Origin of the sequence: Psychrobacter sp. (genome assembly GCF_049295055.1) — a bacterium.
Classification (GTDB): domain Bacteria; phylum Pseudomonadota; class Gammaproteobacteria; order Pseudomonadales; family Moraxellaceae; genus Psychrobacter.
Genome location: NZ_JBAQQF010000051.1, coordinates 19,412 through 37,160 on the forward strand (window position 1 = coordinate 19,412; position 17,749 = coordinate 37,160).

A 17,749-nucleotide genomic window follows, 5' to 3' on the forward strand; every position below is an offset into this window, starting at 1 on the left:
TCTTATCTATAAAGCAGCGGTTACTGATTGCAGCTCATTTCTACTCTATTCCCACAAGCTTTATTCAACCATATATCGGCTTGAGATTTATCTTGCGCTACCCCTCTGCCATAGTTATACATCGTGCCAATCACATATGCTGCCATGACATCACCTTGCTTAGCCGCTTTTTGATACCAGTTAAACGCTTGCTTATAATCTTGCTTTACACCATAGCCATTCTCAAACATCCAGGCCAGATTATACTGGGCTTCAGATAACCCTTGAGCAGCAGACTTTTCATACCACGTAAACGCTTTAGCATAATCCTTGGCAATGCCGCTGCCATTTTCATACATGACCCCAAGATTATTTTGCGCATCGACTTGTCCTTGTTTGGCCGCTTTTTGATACCATTCAAACGCTTTATTATAACTTTGAGCAACGCCTTCGCCATGACTGTACATGACTCCAAGGTTGTACTGAGCTTCGTCATAGCCTTGCTCAGCGGATTGCTGCCACCACTGCCTAGCCTTGGTATAATCTTGCTCAACCCCTCTGCCAAAGTAATACATCGCTCCAAGAACATACTGAGCCTTTGCTTGTCCCTGATTGGCCGCTTTGGTGAGCCATTCAACTGCTTTGCTATAATCTTGTGTTACTCCATCGCCTTCGTGATAGAGAACGCCAAGCTCAAACTGTGCGTCTGCACTACCTTCGTTGGCGGCTTTGTTGAGCCATTCAATCGTTTTAGCTGAGTTTTGAGGTCTGTTTTCTTTATTAAGATTTAGGATCTTTAAGTTATTTTTAGCGCCCTTATTCCCTTGAGAGGCAGATTTTAAGTACCATTCTATGGCTTTGCTATCACTCTGCTCGATCCCTTCACCTTTGTGATAAAGAGCACCAACATTGAACTGCCCCTTAGCATCACCTTGCTCTGCTGCTTTTAGATACCACTCAAAAGCTTTAGCTGAATCCTGCTCAACACCTTTGCCTTTATCATATAATTCGCCAAGATTATTTTGAGCTTCAGCATTACCTTGATTAGCAGCCTTTGAATACCATTCGAATGCCTTGAAATAATCTTGCTCAACGCCTTTGCCTATATAGTATTTAAAACCAAGGCGGTATTGAGAGTCAGCATTTCCTTGCTCCGCAATCGCCTGAGTCGTTGCAAAGTCTGCACTAACAGCTGGTAACGTTAATCCAAACGATAAGCTCAGAATTAACACGTTATAAATAATAGACGTTTTAAATGTAGGCATGACTAACACTCTCCCTATGAAAAGCACACATCCAACTTAATAAGACGAACTTAGATAATACGCAGACATTTCTTGCTGTCATCTAGCATTCAGACTCTTATATATCAGCTACGCTAGTGTTATAGAAGCAACAGTAAGCTTCTTAATTCTAGCTATATTCAAATTGATTAGATATGGATATTATTTAAAACGCAGTTGAATCTACTATACCGATCTAATTACTTTAAATATATTGTGTGTTGTCCATAAAAGGCTGACGATAAGATAAAAGCCAATACTAATTTTGCTTAAGTGAGGGAAATTATGAAATTGTTGCCGATACTATCATTAAATGCATCGCTAAATCCCTTACTAAATTCATTACTAACAAAAGCAATAAAAACAGTAGAAATCACTGCGCTTAACCATGCCAATCAGCGACACGCTCTACATTATTTTCTAAAGGGATTGGGCGACTTGCCTACGCCAATTTTGGAGCGACTCAATCACTATATAAAAGCACCTACAACTGAGCAGTACCCTCACGCTGATGCACATATGAGACTCATTATCGGCTTGAACCATAAGCTTAAGCCACCTATAAAAACCACCCAATTAATAAAGTTACGGCAAAAATTTGCAACCGAGATGGTCGCTATGCAATCTCCAAGCGTATGGTAGCAAATAAATGCTGACGATCATTCTAAAAATAAAAATAGGAAGAATAAAGAAACTGGCAATTCGGTAAGCTGGCAAGACAAGGTGATTGCCAACGCTGATGGTGGTGATATGATTATTCGCTGTTATCAAGCAGAATCTAATATCACTCAAAATCATAAAAAAAATGGCGATAACCCTGAAAAAATAGTGATGTTGTTTTTTCATGGTGGCGGATTCTGTGTCGGTGACGTCAATACAGATCATGAGTTTTGTCATGTCGTTTGTGCGCAAACTAGCTGGGCAGTGGTCAGCGTTGACTATCGTCTCGCACCGGAATACCCTGCGCCTATCGCTATTAGAGACTGTCTTGAAGCTTATACTTGGTTGACTAAATATGCGCATACCCTTGGCGCATCATCCTCTCGTATTGTTCTAGCAGGTGATAGCTCAGGCGGTGGTCTTGCTGCACTGGTCGCGCAGCAGGTGAGCAACGCCACTGTTAGGCAACCCTCTGATAAAAAGCAATATATGAATACGCTTGATGACTTCACCCTTGATGTTTTCCAGCAGCTACAAAATTTACCCCGCCCGCTGGCGCAACTATTGTTATATCCGATAACCGATATCGGAACCGACTATCCAAGCTGGAAGTTGTACGGTGAAGGATTAATGCTGACCTATGATGATGTTGCAGTGTTTCATGCCGCTTATCTACAAGACAGCTCTTTAACGCAACCGCACGCCCTTATCTCGCCCATGTGTGGTGATAATACAAAAATGTGTCCGAGCTATATCGTGGCTGCCGAATTGGATATTTTACGAGACGAAGCATTGGTCTATGCCAAACAGCTACAAGGTTATGGTATCAATGTTCACACTCATACCATCCTTGGCGTACCACATGGTTTTACTCATTTAATGAGTGTCCATCAAGGTCTTGGGCGCGAAACGAGTCATCTTATTGATGAGTTCGCTCTTTTTGTACAAGAGATAATTGAAACAGATGCATTCATGTCGTAATAAAAAATAAGTGAAATATTGAATCAATTAAGACCTAAAAAAATTTTACGTTATATAAAAAATAGCATAAAAGGTTTTTTTACTTGGGTAATACGCTCAATACTGGATTTCGATAAGCACAGTTGGCCAGTTGCGGTTGAGCTGATTTGGCATAAAGAGAAGCCTTTAGGTAAGGCAGGTACTTAGTTAAAACAGGCATTTATTACTTTAGATTAGCAAGCATAATGGTTTTTTTAGCGGGTTTACAAACAAATATCCTGTCGTATAATTAAAAAATCCTATCACCATTAAGCGATAGGATTTTCAATATTTTTCTTATGGCCTGTTATAAAAAATGATGTTCAAGAACTGCTACAAGAAACAGGACTAAATCATTAACTAACACCAAATTATTAATTAACGTCTAACGTAAGTCATCAACCACAGCAAGCATGGCGACTAACGAGGCTTCGCCTAATTTCATAGAGCGCTCAGGTGACCAACCTGTATCCGCGTCGGGGACATTGTTGTTGTCTATAAACGGCATCTCTAAAGTATTGGCCAAGCAGTCAAAACGTTCGGCAACCCAGTGAGTGGCAAGCGTCATATTCGCGGTACCTGGTGCATCAACGTCATAACCCTCTTCAGTCTGGAAGTCAGCACTGGCCAGCTTTAACACTTCTGAAAATCTATCGCGTAGACGCGCGAGGCGGTCGTTATAACTTGGCGTACCTTGAGAGCCGGCAAGGAAGACAAAAGGTATCTCTTCATCACCGTGCACATCATAAAATAGGTCAACACCGGTCGCTTCCATTTTATTGATGACATGGAACACTTCAGGGCTGGTCTCTAAACTTGGATTTGACCAGGCACGGTTTAGGTTAGTCCCAACTGCATTGGTACGCAGATGACCGCGCACGCTACCATCTGGATTCATATTAGGCACAATATAGAAATTGGCTTTATCTAATAATAATTTACCCGTGGCATTATCACCATCTAACAAGCTATGCAGTAGCCCATCTACCAACCATTCAGCCATCGTCTCACCGGGATGCTGACGCGCAGTGATCCAAATATTGCGTTTGCTTTTATTAGCATCGCTATCGCCATCGCTAATTTTGACTAAAGTTAAATCGCGCTTATCAAGGGTCTCTCCTAAATGCTCTAACGTCACCAACGGGTGCATTTGTACCGCGGCTAATAAATCTTGATGACGCTCATAGCTGTAAGGGGCAAAAAAAGCAATTTGAATGGTTTCACATTCCATATCTGCTGTTATGGTGAGTTTGCCGTCTTGATATGAGGTGGGCAGACGGAACCAATAGTCACGGTCGTACGACGCAACCGCTTGGTAGCTCTCCCACCCTGCAGGGAATGCTGCTTCTCCAGCATTCAGGATATTGAGCACATATTGCTCGCCAACTTCACCTGTTATACGAAAGTTAAACCACTGGAAAAACTCGCCGCCAACATCTGGACGAATGGCCAGTTGGATGTTTTTTTTATCGTCTAAATTAATAACCTCAATATTACCGGCATCGAAATTAGCAGTGATATGCATAATCTTTCCTTAATTAATTTTTATGGGGGTATTTTAAAAATATGTTGAGCTATAGAGGCGTGCGATAGCCAAAGCAAAGATAGTATATTTATATCTTCACGACCTTAAATGTAACATTTTTCCTCCAATTGTAACCTTTCCTTTAATTCCTTTTATGCGTTCCTTGAACCTACTTACGCAGTTGCTGCATTTCTCGCTGCTCATTAGTTAAAAAGCAAGTGCATTTACCAACTTAAGTATACTTTTACTTTTATCGTTTATATCTTCACTAACACTCACATTATTTAATGAAACACTTTAATAAATGTTGTCATGATTGGTTACGATTATTTAAAACCAACCTTAGTGAATGACGATAAAAAAGTGTATAAGTGTTACCGTTACTCCTTTCATGGAATTAGGCTATGCATCCAGCCCTACCGTATCGGTTATTAAATAAGCTCACTATTTTTATTAGTCTAATCGGAGTTGGGGTTGCTCTCATTGATAGTGGCTTTACACTCTCAACTTGGCTACAGCATATTTTTCATCTGTTTTATTTAACCATCATTTTACTAGGATTTGTCGCCACGGTTGCGCGCTATGTGCGCGCAAAGATGCGACTGTCTGTCAATAAAGTGGCCGTTTTTGATCTACTAACCAGTGTGGCGATTTTTATTTTACTGGCGGTACATTTCATCGCATTAGTGCGCTCAGGGCTATCGATGCCGGTTGATGGGTTTATTTCCATTAAAATTGCCGTGTTTGTCACTTTCATTCGTGAAATATCTGACAATAACTTCAGTCTTAATCGTACTTTTTTAAATCCTGGTCAATTTTTTATCTTAAGCTTTCTGTCAGTAGTATTAATCGGTGCATTGTTGCTTATGATGCCCAATGCCACTAATGAGCCTATATCCTTTATTGATGCGCTATTTACCGCTACCAGTGCCGTCTGTGTAACAGGCCTGATTGTGGTGGATACGGCAACCCGCTTCACTACTTTTGGGCAAGTGATTATTATAGGGTTAATCCAAATTGGCGGCCTTGGCATCCTGACTTTCGTGACGTACTTTAGCTATTTTTTTAAGGGCGGCGTCAGTTATGAGACTCAGCTCAGTATGAGTGAGATGAACTTCTCACGAAGAATGGGCGATATGATCACTACCCTTAAGTCCATTTTATATGTGACCTTTGGCGTTGAAGCGCTGGCTGCTATCCTGATTTATATTAGCATCTATGATTTGCCAGGGATGAGTGTCTCAGAGAGACTCTTCTTTTCAGCCTTTCATGCCATCTCTGCTTTCTGTAATGCGGGATTCTCTACCTTTAGTGCCGGCTTATATGATGAGTCGCTACGCTTTAACTATCCTTTACAGCTAATCATTAGTACCACCTTTTTATTTGGTGGCATGGGCTTTATCATAGTCGTTAATCTACTGCGCTACCTGCGTCACCGTACCCAAAGGACGCTCTATCGCAGTATCCTTCATCGTAATGATCAGCGTTATGGTTATCAGCCATGGCTACTTAGTATTAATAGCCGTATCACTTTGATTACCTCTGGCGCTTTATTATTGGTAGGACTAATTGGGGTCATGATATTTGAATATAATGGCATACTTGCTGAGCATAGTAGCTTTTATGGCAAAGTCATCACGGGGCTGTTTACGGCGGCCACACCGCGAACGGCGGGATTTAACATTGCCGATATGGATGCGCTGGCGTTCCCAACTATCATGCTGACCATTTTTTTGATGTGGATTGGTGCCTCGCCAAACTCGACAGGTGGTGGTATCAAGACCAGTACTTTTGCCATTGCGTTGTTAAACACCTTGAGTTTAGCGCGCGGTCAGACCAAAGTTGAAGTATTCCAACGTGAAATTGCTGATATCTCTATTCGTCGGGCATTCTCGATTATGTGGCTGTCGTTATTAGTCATTGGTACGGGCGTAACGCTGATCAGTTACAATCAGCCTGAACTTGATTTGATTAAAGTAATTTTTGAATGTTTTTCTGCTTACAGTACCGTTGGGTTGAGCTTAAATTTGACCGCTGATCTATCCACATTTAATAAGCTTGTAGTCTCGGTAATTATGTTCGTTGGCCGCGTGGGTATGTTGACGATCTTTATTGCGCTACTCAAAAATAGATATCAACGTAACTACCGTTATCCGACTGAAGAGATTACGATTAACTAAAGTGTATTGGATTTATTATTGAGTATTTAAAACGTCATTAAAGCGTCATTATTAAAGGAAAGTTATGAAATATATCATTGCGGGTTTAGGAAGTTTTGGTTCTTCCTTGGGCATAGCGCTTACTAGCCAAGGGCATGAAGTGATTGCTATCGATAGTAGTATGCAAAAGGTTGAAGCTTATAAAGAAGTGATTACCCATACTATTTGTATGGATGCCACCGATGAATATACGGTTAATGGCCTACCCATTATGGATACTGATATAGTAGTAGTAGCGATTGGGGAAAATGAAGGCGCTAATATTATGGCAACCGCCCTGTTTAAAACCTTAAAAGCTAAGCGTTTAATCAGTCGTAGTATCAATCCATTACATGAAAAGGTGCTGCAAGCGATTGGGGTTGATGATATTTTTCATCCTGAAAAAGAATCAGCGATGCGCTGGGCGAAACGGCTCTCATTACGCTATTTCGTTGACTCTTTTGAGTTGACTGATAACTTTAGTATTGTTGAGATTAATATTCCGTCGACCTTGATTGGTCAAATGGTTGGGGCGCTACAGCTGGAAGCTAGATTTAATATCAAGCTACTGAGTACCATGTGCTACGAGCATTATGAAGATAGCTTTGGTCGTCGCCAGAGTAAGCCCCACATTCAAGGTTTGGCGAAGCCTGATCAAGTGCTACAGGATAAAGATGTGCTAGTAGTCTATGGTGCCAACAAACATATCAATCAGTTTTTGCGTAGTGTTGGGGTTAAAGTACACTAATCAATAGAGGGTAACGTTATGAATAAATGTCGCATATCCGTACTATGTATTGCTGGCTTACTACTGCTTAGCGGCTGTGATGAGTCTAAGCAAGACCCAAATGTCATGTTTTCAGAGAAGCATGCAGACCCGATTAAGGAGCTTGAAAAAACTTCAAAAAACGTTGATCACAGCCAATTTAAATACAAACAAACCTTTTATGTGCCGATTTATTCAGATATTTATACCGATAGGGATAACCGTAAGGTCTTATTATCAGCGACCTTAAGCGTGCGTAACACAACCTTAAAAAATTCGCTGTATATTAATAAAATAGATTATTACGGTACCCATGGCGAGCTTGTAAAGTCCTATTTAAAAGGCCCTATTGAGCTACCTGCCATGGCAACGTTGAATTATATCGTCGAAAAAGAAGAAGATAAAGGCGGCTCAGGCGCAAACTTTATTATTGAAGTCGAAGGTATTGATGAAACCGTCAGACCAGTCATTGAAGCAGTTATGATCGGTAATTTTAGTAATAAAGGTTTTGCTTTTAGTACCGAAGGCACACCCGTTGTACATTGATTACGCCTGCTCTGCTCTTTTATCGTATAAAATAATTTCACTAGCATGGGATTGAGCAGGTGTGCAGTTTAAAAGATATATAATAAAAGCATTGCAGCGAAATCTAGAAAACCAGCATCTTATTTGACTCATTCATTTAACAAAATAAAAGACAATAAAAAACCCAATGTTAAACGCTTGTTATAAGCGCCTAACACTGGATTAATGCTACTAATTACCTAAATTGCTTACTAAACTTCTAGTTGATCGATCATACCTTGGTATTGTTCTTTCTTTACAGCAATCTTACTACGTTCTTCTTCTGCATTATCTACTGAGCCTTTAGAATCTGCTACCTTCTTATCAAAGGCTTCTAACTCGGCCGTTTTGGTATCAAGAAGTCTCTTAAGCATCATAGCAAGCGCTTTTTCAGATACGTCATGCGTCATATTAGAGGCTTCAGCTGTAAAATCATCTTTAAGCTTTGTTGCCCATTGATAGATATGAGCGATCGTCGCACTGTGCTTTTCATCTTTGTCATCTTTATCAGATTTTCCTTCTTTATCAGAATCAGACTTACTGTCTTTGTCAGCTGTAAACTCGTCTTTAAGCTTCGTTGCCCATTGATAGATATTGGTTATCGTCGCACCAAATTTATCATCTTTATCAGACTTGTCATCTTTATCAGACTTGTCATCTTTATCAGACTTGTCTTCTTTATTAGACTTGTCTTCTTTATTAGATTTGTCATCTTTATTAGATTTGTCTTCTTTACTAGACTTGTCGTCTTTACTAGACTTGTCGTCTTCAGAAATCACATGATCACCTTTTACAACTTCTACGGAAGTTACAGCATTGTTCTTAAGGGTTTCTGCTGATTCACTATCTATGTTGTTGTTATTAGAAGCATTATTTGACATGGTTTATAGCCCTCTTTATATTATTGTTTAGGAGATATTGACGCTTAATACTAATCCAGTACGATTTTTTATTCAGTATCTTAATGTAAACACACCTATCAAGCACTTATTCTAATAAAATTTAGACAAGATCAGATAGCCTATCGACATCACATGCTGTGTTAATAAAATTAAACTACAAAGCTTCATTTTTTAGTACAGATGTGGCATTTCTAATGTTAGCCTTTAACTGATGTCATCAAATAAAAAATATAATAGCTATCAATAATGAATGAGTAACAGGGAATATTATGGAATGGCAAGCGTGGTTTGCAATCGATTGGCAGCAAATACTTGGTATCACTTTATCGGCGCTAGGATTCTATCTTGTCTTGATGCTCTTTACTCGATTGATGGGGCTGCGAAGTTTTTCTAAGCTTTCAAGCTATGATTTTGCGATGACAGTCGGTATTGGCATTATTTTAGCATCAACGATATTGTCTGACTCTCCGTCTTTGCTACAAGGATTGCTAGCCGTCGGCGTACTATTTATTTTACAAGCATTCATCTCACTGGTTAGACGAAAATTTAAACCTATAAAAGCGTTAATTGATAATCAACCCATCATTTTAATGGCTCACGGTGAATATTTTTTGGACAATTTAAAAGAGGCAAATCTCAGTACCAGCGATGTTCAAGAGGTACTACGTAAGAACGGTCTGAAATCAAAAAAGGAAGTGTTTGCGGTAATTATGGAAACGACAGGTGATATGAGTGTGATTAAGAATAATGAAGTCACCCCTGACTATTCCTTATTCGATGATATCCGTGTTGACATACTCCCGCCATTTTCGCCAAGCTCAAGTGTGGGATTCTAAAAGCAAACGCTCTTAGGCGACTTCCTCAAGGCTGTCGCAAGCTTTCTGTTTCAACAGGCGACCTTTACCGCATCCTCCCTCCACAGACAAAACGGCATATCCTGCCGCTAGTATGTTGCTTGCCGCATTAAAATCTGCGTTCGCAACATAACCGCATTTGACGCACTCAAACTTTGCCTGAGTTTGCCTATTTTCTTGAGCTTTGTGCTTGCATTTAAAGCAGGTTTGGCTGGTATATCGTGGGTTGACTTTAACCAGTAGACCGCCCTGCCATTGCTGCTTATATTCAAGCATATCAAGCGCCATACCCCATCCTTGATCGAGGATTGATTTGTTTAATCCTGATTTGGCTTTGACATTGCGCCCTTTATTTTCTAGCGTACCGCTTGCTGATCTTGACATATTGGCTACTTTTAAATCTTCACAGGCAATCATAGCGTGGCTTTTGCTGAGTGCGGTTGTGATTTTATGTAGGTAGTCATGGCGAACATTGGCAATATGATGGTGTAATTTTTGAATCTTACGGTTTTGCTTTTTCCAGTTTTGACTAAATAAAACTTTTCTGCTTAATTGACGCTGTAGCTTGGCAAGTTTGACTTGATTGGTTTTAAAGCTATTTTTTGGGTTGATATACTCACCGTTTGAGGTGGTGATAAATTTAGTAATACCTAAATCCAATCCTAGTGCTGAGGTTGCAGAGTGACGAGGATTTTCAACCTCATGCTCAGTGCCAAACGACACGTACCAATGCCCTGATTTCTTGCTGATGGTGACGTTTTTAATCGCGCCAATAACATCTTGCGACTTTCTAAACTTTACAAAGCCCACACCGTTAGGCAGTTTCACTCGATTGCCCTCAATACGGCAATACTTATCAAACTGAACCAATCTAATTGAGTCTCGCCCATCGGATTTTCGCTTAAAGTGCGGCATAAGTGGCCGTAATTGAACGTCAGTGCCGTCAGCGAGCTTGAAAAACTTGGGTTTTTTAGACTTTTTCTTATTCTCTTTGAGCCTGGCGTGAGCTTTGGGGTCAAAAAATCGTGACCAAGCTGATGCAAGATCACGTATTTTCTGCTGTAAAGACACTGCATTAGAGCTGGTTTTTAAGAAAGAAAAATCAGGGTTTTTCTTTACATCCATAATCTTGTTAACGAGGTTGGTTGCGTTGATAAACTCGTTTTTAGCAAACATCTCAAACGACATTGCTAGCATTTGATTCCAAACAAAACGCGCAGAGCCGACAAGATTATTTAGAATAATCTCCTGCTCTACATTAGGCTCAAGCCTAAACTTATACGCTTTGTTGATCTTCATAAATACTTTCTTTATTAATGAGTGTGTATTTGATAATATACTGTAAATATTAGCATTTAAGAGCGATTATTGCAATGACTGAGATATATAAAAACCGCCATTCCGCCTTTAATCTTCATGTTCATTTGGTTTTTATTACTAAATATCGTAGAAAGATACTTGGTGAGGTGCATCATGCTTATTTCAAAGAATGCGTGGCTGAGATATGTAAGAGCTTTGACGCTGAATTGAAAGAATGCAATGGTGAGGCTGATCATGTTCACATGCTGATCCAATACCCGCCAACGGTGCAATTAAGCAAACTCGTGAATAACTTAAAGTCAGTCACCAGTAGGCGCATGAGGGGTGATTTTACTGACTTGAGAGCCGCTTACTCCAAGCCGGTTCTTTGGTCACGTTCCTATTTTGCAGGGTCTTGTGGTGGCGCACCATTAGAGATTATTAAGCAGTACATTCAAAATCAGCAAGGCTAACAAGATATGCGAAATCCACCTCCATCCTAGCTCGGATGGAGTCCTCTTTCGCTTTTTGGATAGCGAATTGTTACTTAAGCCTATTTACAACACCTCAAAATCTAATATTACGAACGATACCTAAGTAAAATAGAAAAACATCGAAGTGAGTTTTTAGTAAGTCTATCTTGATCATTTTTAAGTAAACTCTTTTAACATAAGCTCTGTCGTATGAACTGGCTTTATAAATCTGACTATTTTTCTTTATTAAGATCAAAGACCACAGGCTGTTAAAATCCTCTATAACATCTGACTATTTCTGAGGCTTGTGCATTAACTGTGGTGATTATTAACTAACATTTGAGTACAACCGATTAGATGTTCATATTAGTGAGCTTTTTTATACCAATGGAATTTGACGATAGCTTGCGCGCTTGCAAGCCTTTTTTTAAAAGAGCGGCTACCAATGAAGGTAGAAGTATTAAATCTAACGATAAAAATAAATTACAGTTACACTCGTGAGAAGTAGCTCTACATATACGTTATAGCACCATGTTTATTCCGATAGCTATCAGTACTAAGCCGCCCAAAGCTTCTGCCCAACTACCAAGCCACGTTCCTGACCGACGTCCTATATAAGCGCCTAAAACACTTAAAACTCCTGTAGTGAGTGCAATAATCAGACATGCCAGATAAGCGTTGACTGACAACAGGTTTAACGTAAAGCCTGCGGCCATGGCATCAATACTGGTAGCTATGGCTAACGACAGTAATGTTCGGTGGCTTAAATGAACCCGCATGTCATCATCGTTAACAGAACGCGATTCATAAAGCATCTTAATACCAAGCGCTACCAGTATGATAAAAGCAATCCAAGAAGACCCTTCAGCCAACCAGCCAAGCATGGTAGAACCCAGCGCATAACCAATCAGCGGCATTACTCCCTGAGCAACACCAAAATAGAAACCAACCAGTAATGCTATTTTTAGAAACTGTGCTTTAGGATCACCCTGATGCGTAGCGCCAAGACCAATTGAAGCAGCAAACGCGTCTGCTGCTAATGCTAAAGCTAACAAGAAAATTTCCAGCATAATAAAATCGGACTCTCTATAAATGTAATGATATACCAGCCACTGCTTTAGTGTCTGGTTTTTTTAGTTTCCTAAGCTCACCTTAAGCTTTGTTTGTTGTAATAACGGTAAGACAGATGATGTTACCTCTGGTCTGCTTACGACATTGTTAAAAAACAAACATTTTATTAAGGGAGCAACAACCATGAGCCAAAAAGACATGATTAATGTGGTCGACGACTCTATCATAAACTCGCCAGATATTCCTAAAACCAGACAGGTGAAAGTTTGGGATATTTTGGTAAGAGTCACCCACTGGACAGTCGCGACTGGTATTATTGCCAATCTACTCTTTACCGAAGAAGGCAGCGATCTTCACATCTATGTCGGCTATACCGTGGTAGGATTAGTGGTTCTGCGCTTACTTTGGGGTTTAGTAGGGACACGCTATGCGCGCTTTACGAACTTCTTCCCAACACCGACACGACTTAAACGTCACTTATCAGCTTTAAGTGTTCGCCGTGTTGATGAGCAGCATCTTGGTCATAACCCATTAGCAGCCATTATGATGCTATCTCTATGGGCAGTGATTATAGGATTAGGCATAACCGGTTATTTGATGGAAGCAGAGATTTTTGGTAATGCCGACCTACTCGAAGAAGTGCACGAGTTACTAGCCAACAGTTTATACCTGCTTGTTCCTCTACATATCATCGCTGCCATTGCCATGAGTTATTGGCAACGTCAGAATCTTATTAAATCGATGATCACTGGCAAGAAAACGGTGATAGATGATCAAGACACTATTTAGCAACTAGAGACTATGCAATAACCAGATACTAAGTAATAACCAAATACGATGCAATAAACATAGAGTTGGAATAGATATGGCACGTATATTATTAATAGAGGACGATAGCACGATCGCTGAAGGCATTATTCTCGGCTTAAAAAGTCATGGCATGATGGTCGATTGGTTTGGTGATGCCAAGCAAGGTGAAATGGCGCTGCAAGACGGTATGTTTGATGCGGTACTGCTTGATTTAACCTTGCCAAAAGGTGACGGCATGACCGTACTACAAAACTGGCGAGCCAAACAGATAGGTACACCGGTATTAATTATTACTGCTCGTGATGCGATTGCCAATCGTGTTGCTGGACTCAATGCCGGCGCTGATGATTATTTGGTCAAGCCGTTTGCCTTAGATGAAGTTATTGCCCGTTTGCAAGCATTGATGCGACGCAGTCAAGGGCGCAGTCAGCCTGAAATTCGTTATGGTGAAGTGTCCTACCAGCCTCACAATCAGCAAGTCGTTTATCAAGGTCAAATCGTTGAATTAACCGTCAAGGAAGTGGCAATATTAGAGCAAATGCTGACCCATCCTAAACAAATCCACAGCCGAGCAAGTTTAGAAGACAAACTATATGGCTGGCAACAAGACATCGAAAGCAACGCGATTGAAGTACATATTCATCATTTACGTAAAAAACTGGGCAATGATTTTATCTTAACCAAACGTGGTATCGGCTATTATCTCAATCCAGCCTACAGTCATCACTAGTCATTCGTATGACTAGGTTTAGCTTATCCATCTTGTCCTCTAAAATTTCGCTTCCTAATCTGTGAGCCTATGAAAAGTATCCAGCAACGGTTATTAACCTCTCTACTAATTGGTCTACCCTTGCTCTGGGTAATTACCTCCAGCTTTATTGCATGGCGGCTATGGCACGAAATCAATGAGATGAATGACACCCAGATTACCCAAGTTGCCCGTTACTTAATAGGTGTTACTCCTAAAGAAAATGAAGACAGCTATCAGAAAGATGAAGATGGCAGTAGAAAGAAAAGTAAAAACAAGCATACTGCCAAAATATATAATTTAGACAGTAAGCAACTATCAGGTGATCTTGGTGAAGCTGAAGATGATTATATGGGTTTTGCCATTTGGGATAAAAAAGGACGGCTATTGATGGCTGATGAAAATGGCCAGTCATTTGCTTTTTTGCCAGATAAAAGTGGGTTTTTAGAAGAACAGGATTCTGCCTATCAGCGCCTCAACCCTTTTAGTAAGCGCTGGCGTTTGTTTTATGTGCATGACGACCATGACGATGAGCATGAAGGTCGGGTGATTGCCGTCGGTCAAAATCTTGATTCTCGCCAAGAGATGATTGTTAATGCCATGTCGGTACAAGTACTGCCGATGTTAATTGGGCTATTTGCCTTTATGGCTTTGGTAGTTTTATTGATTCGGCGCGGGTTTATGCCGTTAACTCAAATTAGTGGTGAACTTGAGCAGCGTCAGCCGCAAGACGATAGCCCCATCACAGCACACGTACCGAAAGAGATTCAGCCTTTGGTGACCGCCTTAAATACTTTATTTGTAAAAGTCGCGGATACCCTAGCACGTGAGCAACGTTTTACCGCTGATGCCTCGCATGAGCTACGAAGTCCGCTTGCGGCATTAAAGCTACAAGCAGATTTGTTGCAGCAGCAGATATTACAGTTGTCCGGAATAGAAGATGATAATCAGCTGTTTTATCATGCCCAGAAAATTAGTAATGGTATTGAACGTGCCACTCATTTAGTCGACCAACTGCTGATTTTAGCCAAAATAGAGCCGCAACAACAATTGCCCCCTGAGCAATTAGAAACTCCAGATTGGCTGCTACTGACAGATATCGTTCTCAGTGATGTCAATCGTCTTGCTCGTGAAAAGCACATTCAATTAAAACGTACCGTGAAATGTGATAATCCTGCTGATATTTTACCCATTCTTATCAATCCCATTTTATTTAAACTGTTAATCCGCAACCTGTTAGACAACGCCATTCGCTATTGTCCCGAAGGCTCATTGATTGAGCTGCAGCTGGATAGCAACGCCATTAGCGTGGTTGATAATGGCTTAGGTGTAGAGCCAGAACAACTCACTCGGTTAAGCGAACGCTTTTATCGTCCAGCAGGTCAAAGCCAATTAGGTAGTGGTCTCGGACTATCAATCGCCAATCGAATAGCAGAGCTTCACGGTCTCACGTTAGATTTTGCTAACCGCTCCGAGCTAGAAACAGGTTTTATCGTAACGGTTAAAAAACTAAATAGTGCTGTCTTAAGCTTGAGTTAATATTCACCTCGTATGCTAGTTGTATTCCCTAATAACATATACGGAGTACATCTTATGAGCCTACCTCTATTAAAACCCTTATTATTGGCAGTCGGTGCAACTTCATTAGTATTCTTTGGCGGCATCATCGCCTTATCTACTCAGTCGCCTAACGCTGATAACGTCCTATCGGTAGCAAATCCTATCAGTCAAAACATGGATGCCGCCTCTTCTTTATCGCCTTTTAAAGCAGCTGCAAATCCTCAAGCGCAATCTCTATCTACTCAGCCTTCTTCTCTTGCTGCACTCACAGCCGCGCAGGCAACCGCGCTTGCCAAACAAGATACGCCTGATGCGATATTGCAGGCGACGCCAGAGCTCATCAACTATAACGGCACAGCCGCTTATGAAGTGCTATTAGACAGTGGCGCTACTTATATTGATGCCAATCTTGGTACTGTTCTTAATCCAGTCGCTACCAACAACGATTACGTTGAGAATGACGATCATGACTCTAAAGATAAACATCATGATGATGATGAATATGGTGACAAACATAAAGATGATAAACACGATAGTAAAAAACACGACGACAAACGTTATAAAGAGAGTGGCCGTTTAATCGCTACCAGCTATCAGCAACATGATGAGGGTGGCTTTGATGAGAATAGCTATGATGACTAATACCAAATCACATCAGGCCAAAGTCCTTAATACGGCCGCTAATAAAACTGCTAAAAAAGTAGATCCTTTTGCCGCTCTTAAGAGCAGCATTATGATCGTCTCGATTGCAGGCACCATGGCGGGATGGCTAGTATTACTCAATCAAGAGGCAGACGCGCCAGCTATGGACACTGCTGTGTTGAGCGCTACTGTTCCTCAGAATAGTGAGATGACTGTTGAGCCAATACCAATTGTTGATATCAGTCAGCTGCGACAGGTCAATGAAGTAGCTCCTGCCCAGGCAATAAGGGTGGTCGCCCGTACACGTTCTTCTCAATAAATGAAGAAAAAATTAACGCTGATTGAATTTAAGTTTGTGGTAAGGGAGACAGCAAATGCAAACCAATATGCCCGATAAAAATAGAACTGAGCTGGCAACGATTAAACTATTTGCCATGGGTTGTCATATTCAAGTCAGCTTAAATATCACAAGGCTGAGCCCGCAGTATTCACAGATGGTAATAAACCAACAAGTCGATTTTCTGACGAGCGATATTCAGCAACGCTTAGCCCATTGGGAAAAAATCTTTAGTCGCTTTGATAACACCAGTGAGCTGATGGGATTGAATAGCCATACCGACCAATGGACTGAGGTAAGCCCAGAGTTATTCGAGGTTTTACAGTACGCTATTCACTTTGTCTCAAAGACTCAAGGCTTGGTAACACCGACTTTACTTAAAGAGCTTTGGGCAGCTGGTTATCAGCATTCGTTTGAGACTTTACCCAAAATGTCTGAGCCATACGTACCCATTACTGGTTCAAAGGCTAGCTCATCAAAGATTAGCTCAAATGCATTCTCAAATATTAACTTAAATACCAGTATAAATTTGCAGGATGCATCTATAACGAACGACTTTAAATTAAACCACGCCAATCAACAAATAGAACGTATCCAGCTTCGCCGGTTAGCTGACGGACAGCATCAAGTATATCTTCCAACTGGCATGGCACTAGATCTGAATGGCTATGTCAAAGGCTGGTGCGCCATGCAACTGGCTGAGCATATTAGCCAGGTTCATGACTGGCAACTTCCTTGCTTAGTAGATATGGGCGGAGATATCGCGATTGGCGTTCCAAGAGACCAAATAGATAAACCAATTACTTGGGGCGTTGCTATTGCTAAACCTTATTTTGCTAATAGTGAGCACGTTCAATACAAAGAAGACGTCGCAATCCTTGCTATTAGCTCTGGCGCCGTTGCTACGTCTGGGCAAGACTATCGTCGCTGGTGGCATGACGGTCGTTGGCAACATCATTTAATGCACCCTCACTATTCTCGTCCAGTAAGCAGTGATGTCCTAACCGCAACTGTATTGGCTACGGACACTATAACAGCAGAGGTGTACGCTAAATACTGCATACTCCTCGGTGTTACAG

At 40.9% G+C, this 17,749-nt stretch carries 18 protein-coding genes; 13 read left to right on the top strand and 5 right to left on the bottom strand.

Going from position 1 to position 17,749, the window contains the following annotated elements; genetic code table 11:
• Nucleotides 1-20: 20 nt before the first annotated feature.
• The gene (locus WAZ74_RS07575; RefSeq protein ID WP_422307453.1) at nt 21-1,244 is read right to left on the bottom strand and encodes an SEL1-like repeat protein; all 1,224 of its coding nucleotides are present in this window, start codon (nt 1,242-1,244) and stop codon (nt 21-23) included.
• A gap of 303 nt (nt 1,245-1,547) precedes the next feature.
• Here WAZ74_RS07575 and WAZ74_RS07580 point away from each other — a divergent pair, with 303 nt between their 5' ends.
• Both WAZ74_RS07580 and WAZ74_RS07585 read left to right on the top strand, forming a co-directional pair.
• Nucleotides 1,548-1,904 (top strand): hypothetical protein, encoded by a 357-nt coding sequence (locus WAZ74_RS07580; RefSeq protein WP_422307455.1) that lies wholly within the window; start codon nt 1,548-1,550, stop codon nt 1,902-1,904.
• An 81-nt stretch (nt 1,905-1,985) separates the two neighbouring features.
• Nucleotides 1,986-2,903 carry an alpha/beta hydrolase gene (locus WAZ74_RS07585; RefSeq protein WP_422307457.1) on the top strand — a complete coding sequence of 306 codons (918 nt, stop codon included), beginning with the start codon at nt 1,986-1,988 and terminating at the stop codon, nt 2,901-2,903.
• A 403-nt stretch (nt 2,904-3,306) separates the two neighbouring features.
• Here the strand turns inward: WAZ74_RS07585 and WAZ74_RS07590 are convergent, their stop codons facing one another.
• The gene (locus WAZ74_RS07590; RefSeq protein WP_422307459.1) at nt 3,307-4,446 is read right to left on the bottom strand and encodes a M14 family metallopeptidase; all 1,140 of its coding nucleotides are present in this window, start codon (nt 4,444-4,446) and stop codon (nt 3,307-3,309) included.
• Nucleotides 4,447-4,850: 404 nt separating this feature from the next.
• Here WAZ74_RS07590 and WAZ74_RS07595 point away from each other — a divergent pair, with 404 nt between their 5' ends.
• The 3 genes from WAZ74_RS07595 to WAZ74_RS07605 all read left to right on the top strand — a co-directional run bounded on the left by WAZ74_RS07595 (nt 4,851) and on the right by WAZ74_RS07605 (nt 7,956).
• The gene (locus tag WAZ74_RS07595) at nt 4,851-6,626 is read left to right on the top strand and encodes a TrkH family potassium uptake protein (RefSeq protein WP_422307461.1); all 1,776 of its coding nucleotides are present in this window, start codon (nt 4,851-4,853) and stop codon (nt 6,624-6,626) included.
• A gap of 64 nt (nt 6,627-6,690) precedes the next feature.
• Entirely contained in the window at nt 6,691-7,392 is a 702-nt protein-coding gene (locus tag WAZ74_RS07600; RefSeq protein WP_422307463.1) for a potassium channel family protein, read from the top strand.
• 18 nt (nt 7,393-7,410) lie between these two features.
• Nucleotides 7,411-7,956 (top strand): DUF3124 domain-containing protein, encoded by a 546-nt coding sequence (locus WAZ74_RS07605; protein ID WP_422307465.1) that lies wholly within the window; start codon nt 7,411-7,413, stop codon nt 7,954-7,956.
• Nucleotides 7,957-8,186: 230 nt separating this feature from the next.
• Here the strand turns inward: WAZ74_RS07605 and WAZ74_RS07610 are convergent, their stop codons facing one another.
• On the bottom strand, nt 8,187-8,855 hold the full coding sequence (locus WAZ74_RS07610) for a hypothetical protein (protein WP_422307467.1): 669 nt from the start codon (nt 8,853-8,855) through the stop codon (nt 8,187-8,189).
• Between the two features lie 290 nt (nt 8,856-9,145).
• Between WAZ74_RS07610 and WAZ74_RS07615 the strand changes: the two genes are divergently transcribed.
• Nucleotides 9,146-9,712, top strand: a complete 567-nt coding sequence (locus WAZ74_RS07615) for a DUF421 domain-containing protein (protein WP_422307469.1) — start codon at nt 9,146-9,148, stop codon at nt 9,710-9,712.
• 12 nt (nt 9,713-9,724) lie between these two features.
• Here the strand turns inward: WAZ74_RS07615 and WAZ74_RS07620 are convergent, their stop codons facing one another.
• The gene (locus WAZ74_RS07620; RefSeq protein WP_422307471.1) at nt 9,725-11,029 is read right to left on the bottom strand and encodes an RNA-guided endonuclease InsQ/TnpB family protein; all 1,305 of its coding nucleotides are present in this window, start codon (nt 11,027-11,029) and stop codon (nt 9,725-9,727) included.
• A gap of 74 nt (nt 11,030-11,103) precedes the next feature.
• Here WAZ74_RS07620 and tnpA point away from each other — a divergent pair, with 74 nt between their 5' ends.
• A complete protein-coding gene (gene tnpA / locus WAZ74_RS07625) occupies nt 11,104-11,502 on the top strand; it encodes an IS200/IS605 family transposase (RefSeq protein ID WP_422307473.1) in 399 nt (132 codons plus the stop codon).
• 521 nt (nt 11,503-12,023) lie between these two features.
• Here tnpA and WAZ74_RS07630 read toward each other — a convergent pair.
• A complete protein-coding gene (locus tag WAZ74_RS07630; protein ID WP_422307475.1) occupies nt 12,024-12,572 on the bottom strand; it encodes a manganese efflux pump MntP family protein in 549 nt (182 codons plus the stop codon).
• Nucleotides 12,573-12,756: 184 nt separating this feature from the next.
• Here WAZ74_RS07630 and WAZ74_RS07635 point away from each other — a divergent pair, with 184 nt between their 5' ends.
• The 6 genes from WAZ74_RS07635 to WAZ74_RS07660 all read left to right on the top strand — a co-directional run.
• Nucleotides 12,757-13,362, top strand: coding sequence for a cytochrome b/b6 domain-containing protein (locus WAZ74_RS07635; RefSeq protein ID WP_422307477.1), 606 nt, complete (start codon nt 12,757-12,759; stop codon nt 13,360-13,362).
• A gap of 76 nt (nt 13,363-13,438) precedes the next feature.
• Nucleotides 13,439-14,113: a response regulator gene (locus WAZ74_RS07640; protein ID WP_422307479.1), complete on the top strand. Its 675-nt coding sequence runs from the start codon at nt 13,439-13,441 to the stop codon at nt 14,111-14,113.
• Between the two features lie 69 nt (nt 14,114-14,182).
• A complete protein-coding gene (locus tag WAZ74_RS07645) occupies nt 14,183-15,670 on the top strand; it encodes an ATP-binding protein (RefSeq protein ID WP_422307481.1) in 1,488 nt (495 codons plus the stop codon).
• A gap of 54 nt (nt 15,671-15,724) precedes the next feature.
• Complete coding sequence (locus tag WAZ74_RS07650; protein WP_422307483.1) at nt 15,725-16,333, top strand: PepSY domain-containing protein; 609 nt, start codon at nt 15,725-15,727, stop codon at nt 16,331-16,333.
• Complete coding sequence (locus WAZ74_RS07655; RefSeq protein ID WP_422307485.1) at nt 16,323-16,652, top strand: hypothetical protein; 330 nt, start codon at nt 16,323-16,325, stop codon at nt 16,650-16,652. The genes WAZ74_RS07650 and WAZ74_RS07655 overlap by 11 nt, the downstream gene beginning before the upstream one ends.
• A 55-nt stretch (nt 16,653-16,707) precedes the next feature.
• On the top strand, nt 16,708-17,749 hold a 1,042-nt coding region (locus WAZ74_RS07660; protein ID WP_422307487.1), incomplete at its 3' end, for an FAD:protein FMN transferase.

What these genes read in the sequence shown, in the direction of transcription:
- WAZ74_RS07590 (WP_422307459.1), bottom strand. Translation starts at nt 4,446, where the DNA reads ATGCATATCACTGCTAATTTCGATGCCGGTAATATTGAGGTTATTAAT.
- WAZ74_RS07610 (WP_422307467.1), bottom strand. Translation starts at nt 8,855, where the DNA reads ATGTCAAATAATGCTTCTAATAACAACAACATAGATAGTGAATCAGCA.
- WAZ74_RS07580 (WP_422307455.1), top strand. Translation starts at nt 1,548, where the DNA reads ATGAAATTGTTGCCGATACTATCATTAAATGCATCGCTAAATCCCTTA.
- WAZ74_RS07650 (WP_422307483.1), top strand. Translation starts at nt 15,725, where the DNA reads ATGAGCCTACCTCTATTAAAACCCTTATTATTGGCAGTCGGTGCAACT.
- WAZ74_RS07645 (WP_422307481.1), top strand. Translation starts at nt 14,183, where the DNA reads ATGAAAAGTATCCAGCAACGGTTATTAACCTCTCTACTAATTGGTCTA.
- WAZ74_RS07575 (WP_422307453.1), bottom strand. Translation starts at nt 1,244, where the DNA reads ATGCCTACATTTAAAACGTCTATTATTTATAACGTGTTAATTCTGAGC.
- WAZ74_RS07600 (WP_422307463.1), top strand. Translation starts at nt 6,691, where the DNA reads ATGAAATATATCATTGCGGGTTTAGGAAGTTTTGGTTCTTCCTTGGGC.
- tnpA (WP_422307473.1), top strand. Translation starts at nt 11,104, where the DNA reads ATGACTGAGATATATAAAAACCGCCATTCCGCCTTTAATCTTCATGTT.
- WAZ74_RS07605 (WP_422307465.1), top strand. Translation starts at nt 7,411, where the DNA reads ATGAATAAATGTCGCATATCCGTACTATGTATTGCTGGCTTACTACTG.
- WAZ74_RS07635 (WP_422307477.1), top strand. Translation starts at nt 12,757, where the DNA reads ATGAGCCAAAAAGACATGATTAATGTGGTCGACGACTCTATCATAAAC.
- WAZ74_RS07620 (WP_422307471.1), bottom strand. Translation starts at nt 11,029, where the DNA reads ATGAAGATCAACAAAGCGTATAAGTTTAGGCTTGAGCCTAATGTAGAG.
- WAZ74_RS07640 (WP_422307479.1), top strand. Translation starts at nt 13,439, where the DNA reads ATGGCACGTATATTATTAATAGAGGACGATAGCACGATCGCTGAAGGC.
- WAZ74_RS07615 (WP_422307469.1), top strand. Translation starts at nt 9,146, where the DNA reads ATGGAATGGCAAGCGTGGTTTGCAATCGATTGGCAGCAAATACTTGGT.
- WAZ74_RS07630 (WP_422307475.1), bottom strand. Translation starts at nt 12,572, where the DNA reads ATGCTGGAAATTTTCTTGTTAGCTTTAGCATTAGCAGCAGACGCGTTT.
- WAZ74_RS07595 (WP_422307461.1), top strand. Translation starts at nt 4,851, where the DNA reads ATGCATCCAGCCCTACCGTATCGGTTATTAAATAAGCTCACTATTTTT.
- WAZ74_RS07655 (WP_422307485.1), top strand. Translation starts at nt 16,323, where the DNA reads ATGATGACTAATACCAAATCACATCAGGCCAAAGTCCTTAATACGGCC.